Raw genomic sequence first — 13,767 nt, forward strand, 5'->3', positions numbered from 1 at the left:
CCCTATGGCGAATACCGAGCGTGTCGAATCCAGGTTCTACACTCGCGACGGCGACGCGTACGTCTGCGGACTGTGCCCCCACGGATGCAGGCTCAGGCCGGGGCAGTACGGCAGGTGCGGGTCCCGGAGGGCCGACGAGGACATGCTGGTGGCGTATTCCTACGGAAAGGTGTCGTCCATAGCCGTAGATCCCATCGAGAAGAAGCCGCTCTACCACTACAGACCGCGCTCGAGGTGCTTCTCGGTGGGGAGCGTCGGCTGCAACATGAGATGCAGACACTGCCAGAACTATTCCATCTCCATGATGTCCTACGGCAAGAAGCGCACCACGTACGAGTCCCCGGAGGAGCTGGTGGCGATGTGCAGGCACGAGGGGCTCGACACCATCGCGTTCACCTACAACGAACCGGGTATCTGGTTCGAGTACATCATGGATGTCATGAGGGCCGACCCGGACCTGCATCTGGTGCTTGTGACCAACGGGTTCCTGAACGAGGAGCCCCTGAGGCAGCTCTGCGGGGTCGCCGACGCGATCAACCTGGACGTCAAAGGGTTCACCGAGGATTTCTACGGCAGGATATGCGAGGGGCGCCTCGCGGATGTGATGCGCTCGGCCCGCATCATCCGCGACGAAGGAGTCCACCTAGAGCTCACCTACCTCGTGATCCCGGGACACAACGACTCGGAGGACGAGGTCGGATCGTTCTGCGGATGGGTCCGCGACGAACTCGGCGCGGACGTGCCCGTCCACTTCACCAGGTTCCATCCGGACTTCGAGATGATGGACGTCCCCATGACCCCTGTGGAGACTGTCATGAGATGCAGGGAGATCGGGATGGAGTGCGGGCTAGAGTACGTCTTCGTGGGGAACGTGGTCACCGAGCATGCGGACAACACATACTGCCCCGGTTGCGGGGCCATGCTCGTGAGCCGCCTGGGATACCTCGTGGACATCGTCGGCCTGGACGGCGACAGGTGCTCCTCCTGCGGACGCAGGATCCCCATCAGGCTCCGATCATAAGTGCCAAAGGACTCCCCAGAACCGTTGTGACGGCGAAAGCCGCCGCCAGCGGGAGGATAAACGGTATCATCGGCGTGACGCGTACGTCGGCGACTCCCGCCGCCTCCAGAGCGTCCAGCACATCCCCCTTGTCGAGACAGCGGCAACATTGGACGGTTCCCTTCTCCCCGAAACGCTCGGCCGGCCACACGTGCGCGTCCCTGGCCTCCTGAACTGGCATTGAGTATGTGGTCAGCATGCGGCGTCCGAAGCAGCGTCTGCGAACGTTGACCGAGAGCACCCATATCGCACAGGCCATCGACAGCACAAGGCCGACCACTAAGGTCGAGACCGCCGGACTGAATATCAGCGATTCAGGGTATGCGACATCCCAGATTGCAGGGGTCCACGGAGTCTCAGGGTACACGGGGAACGCAAGTGCCAGCGTCATGAGGCACTTGGCATCGGCACCACCCTGCAGGAGCCCGACCAGATACATCCCGTAGAACAAGAAGAACACCACGGCCGATGCGAGACCCGCCGTCGCGAAGGGATCCCCCGACTCCACTGTGAGGGGGACCGCGTAGAAGACGAGTGCCGCAATGACCATGGACGCCCGAACCAGTGCCGGCGGATCGGTCAGCATGTACGTCGTCAGGAGGACCGCACCTACTACGAGGCAGACCGCTGCGCACACCCCCGCCTCATCGAGGCAGGACAGGGAGCACAGGACCGAACCGAGCACGCCGATGACCGCCCAGTGCCAATCCGGTACCTCGCGGGTCCTGACATCGCATACCGCCCCGTGGACCAGGACGAACGCCGGGACGAGTACCCACATCAGAGTTAGAACGGCCTCCATGAAGGGCCGACACACCAGGATTCTTAAAACCATCGCATTGGAATCATTGTAACGAGACAAATCCGCGATTTCCTGCGGGATAGCTCGGCATTTTCACAACTTGTTTAAATACAACCTGTAAATGCGAATAGCATGGATGTCAGGAGGACCACGTACGTTCTGCTGCTGGTGCTCATGCTGTCGGTAGCCGTGCCCGTCGCGATGGGTGGAGACAGCGATGCGGCAGAGCAGAGCGATGTCATAGTCAATGTCGACGGGAGCGGGGATTCCATCACCCTGGACATGGAAAGTGGCACGTCCAAGACCGCGACGCTGTACATCACCAACAACTCGGACAGCTACCTCAGCCTGGACGTTCCGACGTACGATTCCGACCTGATATTGAGCAGCGCCAAAATCACCGTCAACGGGGCCGAGTCGAACCTCATCTACCCCAAAGGAGACTCGGACGGCAGGCACATCGCCGTGGTGACCATCACGGTCTCGGTCGACCGCCTGACGGACACCCAGACCGTGGAAGGAAATCTGACTCTCAGGTTCACGGACGTGACAGTCGAATCGACCGACGGAAGCAACGTCTTCGAACGCCAGGTGCCGTTCACGGTCAACGTCAACTCCGTCTACACATCGGAAGGTTCCTACAACCAGTTCTTCGGCCTGTTCCCGAACACACTCCCTGCGCCCCTCAACGAACCGTGGTTCACCGCCGTGGTCACACTCGTCCTCTGGATCGTCATAACGATCGTGGTGTGCGAACTGGTCATACCTCAGCTCACCAAGATCGTCGGGTCCAGAAAGACCGCGACAGAGAAGAAGAAGCTCACCCAGACCCTCACCAAGACGATCTCGGTCCTGATGTTCGTCGTGGCTGTGAACGAGTGCCTGAACATCATCGGCACCAGCGCGGAGATCATGAGCATGGTGTCCACGTGGTCGCTGGTCCTCTACGTCCTGATCGGTTCGGTCCTCGCCTGGCAGGTCTACATATTCCTCGTCACGGCCATCATCAACGGTCTGGACGACGCCGTGGATGTGGACGGCATAGACTCGTCCCTCATCCCCCTGTTCAGGCTCATAGGGAAGGTCGTCATCTGTGTGCTCGCCGCGACCATCATCCTCGCGGCGTTCGGAGTGGACCTCGCGGGCATCATGGTCAGCGCCGGCGTCATCACGCTGGGAATCACCTTCGGAGCGCAGGAGATCATCAGCCAGTTCTTCTCCGGAATCGTCCTGCTGTCCACGAGACCGTTCAAGAAGGGCGACTACATCAGCCTGAACGGCACGACGTACATCGTCCACAAGGTCAGGATCATGTACACGGAGTTCGAGAACTGGGACAGGGACCAGATCGTGACCATGCCCAACAACGCCGTCACCTCGGCGACGATGATCAACTACACCAAGGGGGACCCCCGCACCAGGATCTTCATCTACGTGTCGGTGGCGTACGACGCGGACCTGACCCTCGCGAAGGAGCTCATGATCAAGGCCGCCAACATGCACCCCCATGTGATAAAGGACAAGAGCTGCGTCCCGCCGAACACCAGGCTCACCAACTTCCTGGACTCCGGCATCGAGTACAGGCTGGCATGCTACGTCGACGACTACGACCTCAGCGCCCACTACGCCGGCCAGATCCGCGAGATCATATACAAGCTGTTCAAGGACAACGGCGTGGAGATCCCGTACAACAGGCTCCAGATCGACATCCTGAGCGACTGCGACGGCAAGAAGAGACCGGACGACAAGACCCCGGACGACTGACCGTCCTCTGCGGATTCCGCAGAACGCTGAAACCGTTTACCCCCTTTTCCCCTACGGATTCTGTGAAATCCGCCCACGAGACCACGGATTCCTACAGTTTATATAATATCAAAGAATGCCAGCAACCATAGCCGAAAGGATGCGGGGGTTTTATGATAGACAACCTTGACAAGAGGATCATCGAGATAATGAAGAAGGACTCCAGATGCCCCTTCGTCGAGATAGCCAACCAGCTTGGGGTCTCCGAAGGCACCGTCCGCAGCAGGGTGCACAGGATGACCGAGGAGGGCATCATCCGCGGGTTCACGATCAAGACCAGTTCCCGCAACGTGAAGGCGCTGGTGGAGATCCGCATCGACGTCAACACCGACACCCAGGAGATCGCCAAAGAACTGGCGGGCTACGACGGTGTCACCGAAGTCTTCGAGGTTACCGGCGACCAGGACATCATCGCCATCGTCGACGTCGAATCATCCCAGCATCTCAACGACATCATAGAGAGGGTGAGGCGCTACGACAACATCCTCAGCACGAGGACCCGCCTCATTCTCAAGGAGCATTTCGGGGAGGCATGACATGTTCGCAGGCACAGGAACCGCACTTATCACCCCGTTCACCAGGGACGGGCAGGTAGACGAGGAATCCCTCAGGAGGCTGGTCAACTTCCAGGAGGACAACGGTGTGAACACCCTTGTCCCCTGCGGATCGACCGGGGAGTCGGCTATGCTCAGCCACGAGGAGCACCTCAGGGTCATCAGCATAGTCAGGGACGAGGCCAAGAAGGCGAAGGTCCTCGCAGGGGCAGGGAGCAACTGCACCACCGAGGCGGTGGGCCTCAGCAAGAGCGCCGAGGACATCGGCGCGGACGGGATCCTGTCCATATCCCCCTACTACGTCAAGCCCACGCAGGAGGGGATCTACCAGCATTACAAGGCCATCGAGGAGGCCATCGACATCCCCATCGTCGTGTACAACATCCCCGGCAGGACCGGATCCAACATCACCGTCGACACGATGCTGAGGCTCGCTGAGCTGGACGGGATCGTCGGTGTGAAGGAGGCCAGCGGCAACATGTCCCAGATCCAGAACATCATCGCCAGGAGGCCCGACGGATTCGAGGTGCTGTCCGGCGACGACAGCATCACCCTCGCCCTCATGAGCATGGGCGCCGACGGCGTGATCTCCGTGACGTCCAACTGCTGTCCCGGCCTGGTGTCCGAGATGGTCCGCAACGCCCAGTCGGACAAGTTCGAGATCGCCAAATCCATCCACAACAAGCTCCTCCCGATCTTCGGAGCACTGTTCTGCGAGTCCAACCCCATCCCAATCAAGTACGTCATGGGCATCATGGGCTACGGCAACGGAAGCCCCAGGCTCCCGCTCACGCCGCTGTCGGAAAGCGGCAGGGCGATCCTGGACCCCATCCTGAAGGACCTCGGGATAGCATGAGCGTCCTCGGCGTCGCTGACGACGGACGGACCGCCGCCCCCCAACCCATTTCCCATCGCATCTACAACGAGGTGATTCAATCATGATCACAGTAATGAAGTTCGGCGGCACCAGCGTGGGCTCCGCCGAGGCCCTCAAGAGGGTGGCGAACATCGTCGCCGACAAGGAGGGCGAGAAGGTCGTGGTCGTCTCCGCCATGTCCGGGATAACCAACTACCTCGTCAGCATCGTGGACAACCCACTGACCGACCTGGACGGGATCCTGGAGCAGTTCGCCACCAAGCACCTGGCGACCGCCGCCCAGCTGTTCGAGGGCGAGACCCTGGACGAGTTCAGGAGCGAGTTCGAGGCCAGGATGGCCGGCCTCAGGGCCGCCATCGAGGCGGACAGGGACGACCCGTTCTACGGGGACGCCGTGGTGTCCCAGGGCGAGAGGTTCTCCTCCCTGCTCCTGGCGTACGTCCTGAGGTCGATGGGCCACAAGTCGGTGGCTCTCACGTCAGAGGACGCCGGCATCGTGGCGGTCGGACAGCCCATGTCGGGCTCCGCGGACCTGCTGAACACCGCCACCGGCATGACCATGAAGGTCAAGCCCCTGCTGGCCATGGGCGTCATCCCCATAATAACCGGGTTCTACGGCGTCAACTCCCAGAAGAGGCCCCTGACGTTCGGCAGGGGTGGATCGGACTACTCCGCTGCGGTCGTCGCCAACGCCATCGACGCCGACATGCTGGAGATCTGGACGGATGTCGACGGCTTCATGTCGGCCGACCCCAGGATTATCCCCGACGCCGTGAAGATCGACGAGATGAACTTCGGCGAGGCGGCCGAGCTGGCATACTTCGGAGCCAAGGTCCTGCACCCCAGGACCATCGAGCCCGTGAGGCTCAAGCACATCCCCTTGAAGGTCAAGAACTCCTTCAAGCCGGACGAGCCCGGCACCCTGATCCACCACCTCAGGAAGTCCAAGAACGAGCTCCTGAGGAGCGTCGCGGCGAAGACCGACCTGTCGATCATCACCATAAGCTCCGCGGAGATCGCATACAGGCCCGCGATGGTCGCCAGGATCATCGAGAAGATCGCCGAGATCAACGTCATCATCTACTCCATATCCACGTCCCTGTCCACCGTGGCCTTCCTGGTCCACAACAACGACGTGAAGATCACACTCAGGCAGCTCAACGGCCTGAGCGGGGGCGACATCGAGAGGATAGACGTGAAGAACAACGTGGCGCTCATCTGCGCCGTCGGGGACAACCTCCTCGACAAGTGCGGCGTTTCCGGGGACATATTCTCCGCCGTGAAGGAGGCGGAGGCCAACGTGGAGATGATCTCCGAAGGGGCGTCCGACGTGTCGCTCAACTTCGTCGTCCCGATGAACAAGGTCGTCGAAGTGGTGAAGATACTGCATGACAAGTACATCGGTGTGATTGAATGATGAGGGAATTCGAGGGAAAGGACGGGGTCATGATGATCGGCGGCAAGTCCGCCGTGGAGATAGCCGAGGAGTTCGGCACCCCCGTGTACGTCACTGACGAGCAGAGGCTCAGAGAGAACTACAGGCGCATCTACGGCGCCTTCTCCAGGTTTATGGACACCAGGATCCACTACGCCTGCAAGGCGAACACCAACCTGGCGATCCTCAAGATCCTGGAGCAGGAGGGCTCCGGCATCGACGCGGTCTCCATCGGGGAGGTCAAGAGCTGCCTGAAGGCCGGATACACCCCGGACAGGATCATGTACACCGGAGTCAACGTCAGCGACGCCGAGCTCAAGGCCGTCTCCGACCTGGGGGTCATGATCAACCTGGACTCCGTCTCCGAGATGGAGAGGCTCGCGGACATCGCCCCGGGCACAGACGTGTCCTTCAGGGTGACGCCCGGGGTCGGCTCGGGCCACAGCGCCAAGGTCATCACCGGGTCCAAGGGTGCCAAGTTCGGCATCCCCCTGGACGAGGTCATAAACACGTACGCCAGGGCCAAGGACCTCGGGTTCAACATCAAGGGGATCCACGCCCACATAGGCTCCGGCGGACAGGTCGTCGAGCCGTTCATGGACATGATGGAGGTGCTCATCGAGCTGGTCAACGAGATCCAGAGCATCGGTATCGACCTGGAATTCATCGACATGGGCGGAGGCATCGGCGTGCCCTACAAGCCCCAGGAGGAGGAGATGGACGTGGAGGAGCTGGCATCCAACCTCACGGCGATGATAGAAGAGGAGACGGACATCAAGACCCTGATCCTCGAGCCCGGAAGGTACATCGTCTGCGACACCACGGTTCTGCTCACCAGGGTGAACGACGTCAAGGACGCCGGAACCAAGAAGTACGTCGGCTGCGACGCCGGGTTCAACACGCTGATCAGACCCGCCATGTACGACTCGTACCACTACGTGGCCCTGGCCAACAAGTTCGGCAAGGCCTGCACCGACAAGTACGACGTCGTGGGGCCGATCTGCGAGTCCGGCGACTACCTCGCCCACGACAGGGTCCTGCCCGACCCGCACGAGGGTGACCTGGTCGCCGTGTACAACGCGGGCGCCTACGGCTTCTCCATGTCCAGCAACTACAACTCCCGCCCCCTGTGCGCAGAGGTCCTCGTCAACGACGGCAAGGCGGAGCTCATCCGCGAGGCCGAGACCGAGGAGGAGCAGTGGAGGCACCAGATCATCCCCGAGAGGCTTCTGAGATGAGGTTCTGGAAGTACCACGGCCTGGGCAACGACTTCATCCTGATCGACGGGACGAAGGGAGGGGTCGTCATCGACTCGGGATGGTGCGAGGCGATGTGCGACCGCCACTTCGGCATCGGAGCGGACGGCGTCCTCTACGTCATGCCCGGCGAGGGTACCGACATCACGATGCGCATCATCAACGCCGACGGAAGCGAGGCGGAGATGTGCGGCAACGGGATCAGATGCGTCGCCAAGTACGCCTACGACAAGGGCCTGGTGGACCGGACGGTGTTCTCGATTCACACGCTAGCCGGCGACCTCGAGGCCACCGTCACACTGGAGGACGGCGAGGTCGGGACCGTCAGGATCAACATGGGTGCGCCCATCCTCGACGGGAGGAAGGTCCCCGTGGACTTCGACGGAAGGTTCATCGACCAGCCCTTCGAGGCCGACGGCGTGAGGTTCAGGGCCAACGCCGTATCGATGGGCAACCCCCACTTCATCACCTTCACCGAGATGGACGACGGGACCGTCGACAGGCTCGGGCCGGTGCTGGAGTGCCACCCGTTCTTCCCCCGCAAGACCAACGTGGAGTTCTGCAGGGTCGAGGACGGAAAGATATACATACGCGTTTACGAGAGGGGAGCCGCATGGACCCTCGCCTGCGGGACGGGGGCGTGCGCCAGCACCACCGCGGCGGCCCTCAACGGACTGGTCCCGTTCGGCGTGCCCGTGGACGTCCACCTGCCGGGCGGATGGCTCAAGATAACCGTGGACAAGGATCTCGGATACGTCCTCATGGAGGGGCCGGCGGAGCTGGTCTTCGAGGGCGAGACGGAGGCGATATGATGACTACTTTCGAACAGGCAGATAGACTGAAACAGATCCCCCCGTACCTCTTCGTCAGGCTGGAGAAGCTCTCCGCCGAGAAGAGGGCGGCTGGATGGGACATGATCGACTTCGGCATCGGAGACCCCGACCTGCCCACCCCCGACTGCATCGTTGAGGAGATGTGCAGACAGGCCGGAGTCAACGAGAACCAGAAGTACTCCTCTTCCCAGGGGGAGAAGGACCTCAGGAGGGCCGTCGCGGCCTGGTACAAGAAGAGGTTCGGCCTGGACATCGACCCCGACACCCAGGTGTGCATCACCATCGGATCCAAGGAAGGGATCTTCAACATCGCCCAGGCGTTCGTGAACGCCGGGGAGACCATCATCGCGCCCTCGCCCGGATACCCCGTGTACTCCGGGGCGGCCACCATCTTCAACGAGGCCAAATGCGTGAAGGTCCCCCTGAGGGCCGAGAAGAACTGGCTCCTGGACGTGGACGAGTGCCCGAAGGATGCCAGGATGCTGTACATCAACTACCCGAACAACCCCACCGGCGCCACATGCGACCTCGACTACCTGAAAAAGGTCTACGACTGGTGCCAGGAGAACGGGACCATCCTGTGCTACGACGCCGCCTACTCCGAGATGTGCTACGACGGATACCAGGCGCCGTCCATCCTGCAGGTGGGCCCCGACGCCATCGAGTTCGGGTCGTTCTCCAAGACGTTCAACATGACCGGGTTCAGACTCGGATACGCGGTCGGACACCCCGACCTCATCGCCGGACTGACCAAGTGCAAGGGCCAGACCGACTCCGGAGCCCCCATCTTCATCCAGAAGGCCGGCATCAAGGCCCTGGAGATGTACGGGGACGACGGAAAGGCCCCCAAGGCCATCGCCGACAACATGGCGATCTACGCCGAGAGGAGGAAGGTCCTCGTCGAGGGGCTCAGGAAGCTCGGATACGACGTCGTCATGCCCAAGGGCACGTTCTACGTCTGGTTCAACTGCGGTATGTCCTCCGCGGAGTTCACCCAGAAGATGATCGACATCGGTGTGATCGTCACCCCCGGATCTGGATTCGGCGAGAGCGCCGACGGATACATCAGAATGACCGTCACCGAGCCCGTCGAGCGCATCAGGATCGCGCTCGAGAGGATGGAGCGCGGCTCCTACCAGTGACCTTAAAAGCCGCCCCGCTCCGGGGCGGTCCCTTCCTTATATTTGTAATCGACACTGTGCACGCACGTTCACGGGCTTCGGGGACGTGCCTGACTTAACCATCGTTAATGGTTATTCGGCATATTCGGTCACCCCCTGAATCCGATTAAATACCCAATGGTCGTTGGAAGTAACGGAGGGAAATCCCAATGGTCACCAAAACCCTTGAAGACATACCAGGAGTAGGACCAGCCATAGCAGAGAAACTCCGTGAAGCAGGATACAACGAGCTGATGGCCATTGCAGTGGCTTCTCCCAAAGAACTCGCCGAGACGTGCGAGATAGGGGAGAAGAAGGCATCGGACATCATCGAGGGTGCCAAGCTTTGCGCTGACATTGGCGGTTTCGAGACAGGAGAGGACATCCTAGAGAGACGCAAGGCCGTGACTAAGCTCACGACCGGATCCAAGGCGTTCGACGAGCTCCTTGCGGGGGGACTGGAGAGCCAGTCCATCGTGGAGTTCTTCGGCGAGTTCGGAAGCTGCAAGACACAGGTCTGCTTCCAGCTCGCAGTGAACGCGACCCTGCCCGAGGACAGGGGCGGACTCGATTCGGATGTCATCATCATAGACACTGAGAACACATTCAGGCCGGAGAGGATCATCCAGATGGCGACGTACTTGGGCGTGGACCCGGACGAGACCCTGAGAAGGATCCATGTAGCCAGGGCGTTCAACTCCCAGCACCAGGTGCTGCTGGTCGACAAGGCCATGGAGCTCGCCCAGACCACGAAAGTCAGGCTCCTGATCGTGGACTCGCTCACATCGCACTTCAGGGCGGAGTACGTCGGGAGAGGGGCGCTCGCAGAGAGACAGCAGATCCTCAACCGTCACATGCATGACCTGCTTAACTTCGCCACCGTCAACAACGCCGTCATCGCCGTGACCAATCAGGTGGCGGCAAAGCCCGACGCGTTCTTCGGAGACCCCACGAGGCCCATCGGAGGGCACATCGTGGGACACACCGCCACGTTCCGCATATACCTCAGGAAGGGCAAGGCCGGCAAGAGGATTGCCAGGCTGATCGACTCGCCCAACCTGCCCGAGGGCGAGGCGGTCTTCATGGTCACCGAAGATGGAATAAAGGACTGAAACCTAACCCGGGGGCATGAGCCCCCAATTCTTCTTCGAACTCTCAGGGGAGTCCAAGGACATGCCCCTGGCCGAAGCCGTCAGATGCCTTGAAGCGGAGACAGACTCGTTCGAGGTCGTGAAGACCGGCCCGGGATACATGGTCGCATCCTTCGACGAGAGGTTCCTGCAGGGGGTCGCAGACCGCATCGCCCTGACACACAGCATGGGACTCTACCTGGGCGAATACACCCCGGATGACACCTCGGGGCTCGAGAGCGTCGTCCTCCCCCAGGGGAGCTTCGCTGTGCGCGCCAAAAGGTTCGAGGGCATGATGAAGGACGTCGACTCACAGGGGCTCATCAGAAGGATCGGAGGCATACTGTCCAAGCACAACGACGTGAACCTCCGCGAACCGGACGTTGTCGTCAGGATGCAGATGTGCGACGCCGTGCACCTGTACCTGGAACAGCACGTCACCGACACCGACCTGCTGGAGAAGAGGAAGGTCGGTGAGAGACCGTTCTTCTCGCCCATATCCCTGCATCCCAAGTACGCCAGGGCTCTGATCAACCTAACAGGCGTCAAGAGGGGCGGGACCGTCCTGGACCCGTTCTGCGGAACAGGCGGGATAGTCATCGAGGCAGCTGAGATGGGCATGAGGGCCGTGGCGTCGGACTTCGATGAGGAGATGGTCATCGGATGCCAGGAGAACATGGACTTCTACGGTCTGGAACTGGCGGACTTCGAGACCATAGACATCGGTGAGATAGGGGAGAGGTTCCCGGAGATGGACGCCATCTGCACGGATCCGCCCTACGGGAGGTCCACCAAGACCGGCGGGGAGAACATAGACCACATCTACGCCAGGGCTGGCGAATCCATCCCGCAGTCGCTGAAGAAGGGTGCCAGGGCAGGGGTGGTTCTCCCGCACGCCGTGGAGTTCCCGACGATGACCCTGGAGAACATCTACCTCCAGAAGGTGCACGGGTCCCTGTCCAGACACTATCACGTGTTCAGGAACTGACAGTCACTCGAACTCGTCGGTGACGTCGTCCCATTTGGTGACCACCGGGTCCCAGCCGTCGAAGTAGGCACGGAACGCACTGTAGATCGTGTTGAAGTCCTTAGTCTTCATCCTGTAGTGACGGGCCCCGTGCTCCGTCGAGATGCTTATCTCCGTCACGTAGCTCGGACGCAGGATGACTCCCGAGTTCCACATGGACGTCTGTATGTAGTCGTCCCCGAACTCGCCTTTCGACAGAACCACGAACTCCGTCCCACCCGACATGACGTCGGCCAGGGCGCGGCCTATGTCCTCCCAGTTCTGAGTGGGCCTCGCCTCCTCCGTGTCGGTCATCAGGAAGAATTCCATCGAGCGGGGGAATCATGCAACGTTTATTATTTTGGCGTGGCGGACCTCGCAGTATCCGACGACCGCATTACACGACTAGATCCATGTGATTGATCGGCAAGTGTCAAATTGACCGAGGACAGAATCAAACACAGCGGAACACCCCTGATAATCCATAGAACTGAGATCTGATGCCGTTTCAAAGCGTCATATATCACTACATACAAATGAACACATCCGGGCAGGACTGGCACTTCCCGGAAATAGTGCCTCGGGAAGGAACTCTTAATCGCGCGCATCCTTTTATAGTGTCCCTACATAGTGTCTGCAGAGCCTTCTGAGACTCTCCACGGGCGCCTTTGCACCACGATGCGCGACGCCCCTAATTCGGTGTGATCGGAATGACGGTAAAACAGTACCTCCTCGACAGGATGTCCGAAGGGACCCTCCACATCGCCCTCCTCGACCCTGACAAGCAGCCCGCATCAAAGGCGGGCGAGATGGCAAGGCACATGAAGGAGGCGGGAACCGATGCAGTTTTCATCGGCGGATCCACCGGCGTCACCACACAGAACCTTTCTGAGACGGCGAAAGCGATCAAGGAGGCCTCCGGTCTGCCGGCCATACTGTTCCCAGGGAACGGGGAGGCCATATCGGCGGACATCGACGCGCTCCTCTTCATGAGCCTCATGAACAGCACGGACCTCGGATGGGTCAACAGGGCCCAGGTCCAGGCGGCGCCGTACATCAGGAAGCTCGGCATCGAGACCATCCCCATGGGATACATCGTGGTCGAGCCCGGAATGAAGGTCGGGGAGGTCGGCAAGGCCGCCCTCGTCAGACGCGACGACATCAAGGGCGCCGTCGCCTACGCCACAGCCTGCGAGATGTTCGGGATGGACCTCGCCTACCTGGAGGCGGGCTCCGGTGCGGGACAGCCCGTTCCCCCAGAGATGATCTCCGCCGTCAAGGAGTCCATCTCCATACCCCTCGTCGTCGGCGGAGGCATCAGGACCCCCGAGGCCGCCCAGGCGGCCAGGGAGGCGGGTGCGGACATAATCGTCACCGGCACCCTGATCGAGCAGTGCGACGACCTGGACAAGCTCAGGGCAGTCGTCAAGGCCGCCAAGGGGATCTGACATGAGCTACGATTACGACGAGAGGCCGTCATACAACACGCCCATCTCCCCCAGAGCACCCATGTGGCTCACCCCCGAGGAGAGAGCGGCAGGCATCCACAAGGACCTGAAGATCGCCGCGAGGAGGTTCCTGTGTCCCAACTGCGGACACGAGTTCAGCCTCTTCCAGTCAAGGGCCGTCGCATGCAAGGCATGCCCCCAGGCGAACCAGAACTGCCCCTATGTGAGATGCCCCTACTGCGACTCCGAGTATCCCATCAAGGGATTCATCGTCCCCGACAGCAAGGAGGACCAGGTCCACATGTCCGCCTACGCGGACAAGGTCTTCAACAAGTGGCAGGACTCCTACGGGAACAACAGGAGGTAAGATCCGATCCGCCCCGGCCGGACATCGGCCGGGACT

At 60.9% G+C, this 13,767-nt stretch carries 14 protein-coding genes; 12 read left to right on the forward strand and 2 right to left on the reverse strand.

Annotated elements, in window-relative coordinates:
* Nucleotides 1-4: 4 nt before the first annotated feature.
* Nucleotides 5-1,021: an AmmeMemoRadiSam system radical SAM enzyme gene (amrS, locus tag JS82_08215; protein QHK18091.1), complete on the forward strand. Its 1,017-nt coding sequence runs from the start codon at nucleotides 5-7 to the stop codon at nucleotides 1,019-1,021.
* On the opposite strand, the gene JS82_08220 is transcribed toward amrS, so the two are convergent.
* Nucleotides 1,005-1,862 (reverse strand): hypothetical protein, encoded by an 858-nt coding sequence (locus JS82_08220; protein QHK18092.1) that lies wholly within the window; start codon nucleotides 1,860-1,862, stop codon nucleotides 1,005-1,007. The two genes, amrS and JS82_08220, sit on opposite strands and share 17 nt — an antisense overlap.
* 132 nt (nucleotides 1,863-1,994) lie before the next feature.
* On the opposite strand from JS82_08220, the gene JS82_08225 reads away from it, so the two are divergent.
* The 9 genes from JS82_08225 (at nucleotide 1,995) to JS82_08265 (ending at nucleotide 11,898) form a co-directional block, all read left to right on the forward strand.
* On the forward strand, nucleotides 1,995-3,626 hold the full coding sequence (locus JS82_08225) for a mechanosensitive ion channel (GenBank protein QHK18093.1): 1,632 nt from the start codon (nucleotides 1,995-1,997) through the stop codon (nucleotides 3,624-3,626).
* Between the two features lie 152 nt (nucleotides 3,627-3,778).
* Nucleotides 3,779-4,201, forward strand: a complete 423-nt coding sequence (locus JS82_08230; GenBank protein QHK18094.1) for an AsnC family transcriptional regulator — start codon at nucleotides 3,779-3,781, stop codon at nucleotides 4,199-4,201.
* A 1-nt stretch (nucleotide 4,202) separates the two neighbouring features.
* Entirely contained in the window at nucleotides 4,203-5,075 is an 873-nt protein-coding gene (locus JS82_08235; protein QHK18095.1) for a 4-hydroxy-tetrahydrodipicolinate synthase, read from the forward strand.
* An 82-nt stretch (nucleotides 5,076-5,157) separates the two neighbouring features.
* The gene (locus JS82_08240) at nucleotides 5,158-6,513 is read left to right on the forward strand and encodes an aspartate kinase (GenBank protein ID QHK18096.1); all 1,356 of its coding nucleotides are present in this window, start codon (nucleotides 5,158-5,160) and stop codon (nucleotides 6,511-6,513) included.
* Entirely contained in the window at nucleotides 6,513-7,769 is a 1,257-nt protein-coding gene (gene lysA / locus JS82_08245) for a diaminopimelate decarboxylase (GenBank protein QHK18436.1), read from the forward strand. Before JS82_08240 ends, lysA begins: the two co-directional genes overlap by 1 nt.
* Nucleotides 7,766-8,599 carry a diaminopimelate epimerase gene (locus JS82_08250; protein QHK18097.1) on the forward strand — a complete coding sequence of 278 codons (834 nt, stop codon included), beginning with the start codon at nucleotides 7,766-7,768 and terminating at the stop codon, nucleotides 8,597-8,599. Before lysA ends, JS82_08250 begins: the two co-directional genes overlap by 4 nt.
* Nucleotides 8,596-9,762 (forward strand): aminotransferase class I/II-fold pyridoxal phosphate-dependent enzyme, encoded by a 1,167-nt coding sequence (locus tag JS82_08255; protein ID QHK18098.1) that lies wholly within the window; start codon nucleotides 8,596-8,598, stop codon nucleotides 9,760-9,762. Before JS82_08250 ends, JS82_08255 begins: the two co-directional genes overlap by 4 nt.
* Before the next feature lie 188 nt (nucleotides 9,763-9,950).
* Nucleotides 9,951-10,892, forward strand: a complete 942-nt coding sequence (radA, locus tag JS82_08260) for a DNA repair and recombination protein RadA (GenBank protein ID QHK18099.1) — start codon at nucleotides 9,951-9,953, stop codon at nucleotides 10,890-10,892.
* Nucleotides 10,893-10,908: 16 nt separating this feature from the next.
* The gene (locus JS82_08265; GenBank protein ID QHK18100.1) at nucleotides 10,909-11,898 is read left to right on the forward strand and encodes a methyltransferase domain-containing protein; all 990 of its coding nucleotides are present in this window, start codon (nucleotides 10,909-10,911) and stop codon (nucleotides 11,896-11,898) included.
* A 3-nt stretch (nucleotides 11,899-11,901) separates the two neighbouring features.
* Here the strand turns inward: JS82_08265 and JS82_08270 are convergent, their stop codons facing one another.
* Nucleotides 11,902-12,246 (reverse strand): hypothetical protein, encoded by a 345-nt coding sequence (locus JS82_08270; protein QHK18101.1) that lies wholly within the window; start codon nucleotides 12,244-12,246, stop codon nucleotides 11,902-11,904.
* 380 nt (nucleotides 12,247-12,626) lie between these two features.
* Here JS82_08270 and JS82_08275 point away from each other — a divergent pair, with 380 nt between their 5' ends.
* On the forward strand, nucleotides 12,627-13,364 hold the full coding sequence (locus tag JS82_08275; GenBank protein QHK18102.1) for a geranylgeranylglyceryl/heptaprenylglyceryl phosphate synthase: 738 nt from the start codon (nucleotides 12,627-12,629) through the stop codon (nucleotides 13,362-13,364).
* Between the two features lies 1 nt (nucleotide 13,365).
* The gene (locus tag JS82_08280; protein ID QHK18103.1) at nucleotides 13,366-13,731 is read left to right on the forward strand and encodes a hypothetical protein; all 366 of its coding nucleotides are present in this window, start codon (nucleotides 13,366-13,368) and stop codon (nucleotides 13,729-13,731) included.
* The last annotated feature ends 36 nt before the right edge of the window (nucleotides 13,732-13,767 follow it).

Source organism: Methanomassiliicoccaceae archaeon DOK, from assembly GCA_009911715.1.
In the GTDB taxonomy this organism is placed as follows: Archaea; Thermoplasmatota; Thermoplasmata; order Methanomassiliicoccales; family Methanomethylophilaceae; genus Methanoprimaticola.

Excerpts from the sequence above, each read along its gene's own strand:
- JS82_08275 (QHK18102.1), top strand. The coding sequence starts at position 12,627 with ATGACGGTAAAACAGTACCTCCTCGACAGGATGTCCGAAGGGACCCTC.
- JS82_08235 (QHK18095.1), top strand. The coding sequence starts at position 4,203 with ATGTTCGCAGGCACAGGAACCGCACTTATCACCCCGTTCACCAGGGAC.
- JS82_08250 (QHK18097.1), top strand. The coding sequence starts at position 7,766 with ATGAGGTTCTGGAAGTACCACGGCCTGGGCAACGACTTCATCCTGATC.
- JS82_08230 (QHK18094.1), top strand. The coding sequence starts at position 3,779 with ATGATAGACAACCTTGACAAGAGGATCATCGAGATAATGAAGAAGGAC.
- JS82_08225 (QHK18093.1), top strand. The coding sequence starts at position 1,995 with ATGGATGTCAGGAGGACCACGTACGTTCTGCTGCTGGTGCTCATGCTG.
- amrS (QHK18091.1), top strand. The coding sequence starts at position 5 with ATGGCGAATACCGAGCGTGTCGAATCCAGGTTCTACACTCGCGACGGC.
- JS82_08265 (QHK18100.1), top strand. The coding sequence starts at position 10,909 with ATGAGCCCCCAATTCTTCTTCGAACTCTCAGGGGAGTCCAAGGACATG.
- JS82_08270 (QHK18101.1), bottom strand. The coding sequence starts at position 12,246 with ATGGAATTCTTCCTGATGACCGACACGGAGGAGGCGAGGCCCACTCAG.
- JS82_08220 (QHK18092.1), bottom strand. The coding sequence starts at position 1,862 with ATGGAGGCCGTTCTAACTCTGATGTGGGTACTCGTCCCGGCGTTCGTC.
- JS82_08255 (QHK18098.1), top strand. The coding sequence starts at position 8,596 with ATGATGACTACTTTCGAACAGGCAGATAGACTGAAACAGATCCCCCCG.
- JS82_08240 (QHK18096.1), top strand. The coding sequence starts at position 5,158 with ATGATCACAGTAATGAAGTTCGGCGGCACCAGCGTGGGCTCCGCCGAG.
- JS82_08280 (QHK18103.1), top strand. The coding sequence starts at position 13,366 with ATGAGCTACGATTACGACGAGAGGCCGTCATACAACACGCCCATCTCC.
- lysA (QHK18436.1), top strand. The coding sequence starts at position 6,513 with ATGAGGGAATTCGAGGGAAAGGACGGGGTCATGATGATCGGCGGCAAG.
- radA (QHK18099.1), top strand. The coding sequence starts at position 9,951 with ATGGTCACCAAAACCCTTGAAGACATACCAGGAGTAGGACCAGCCATA.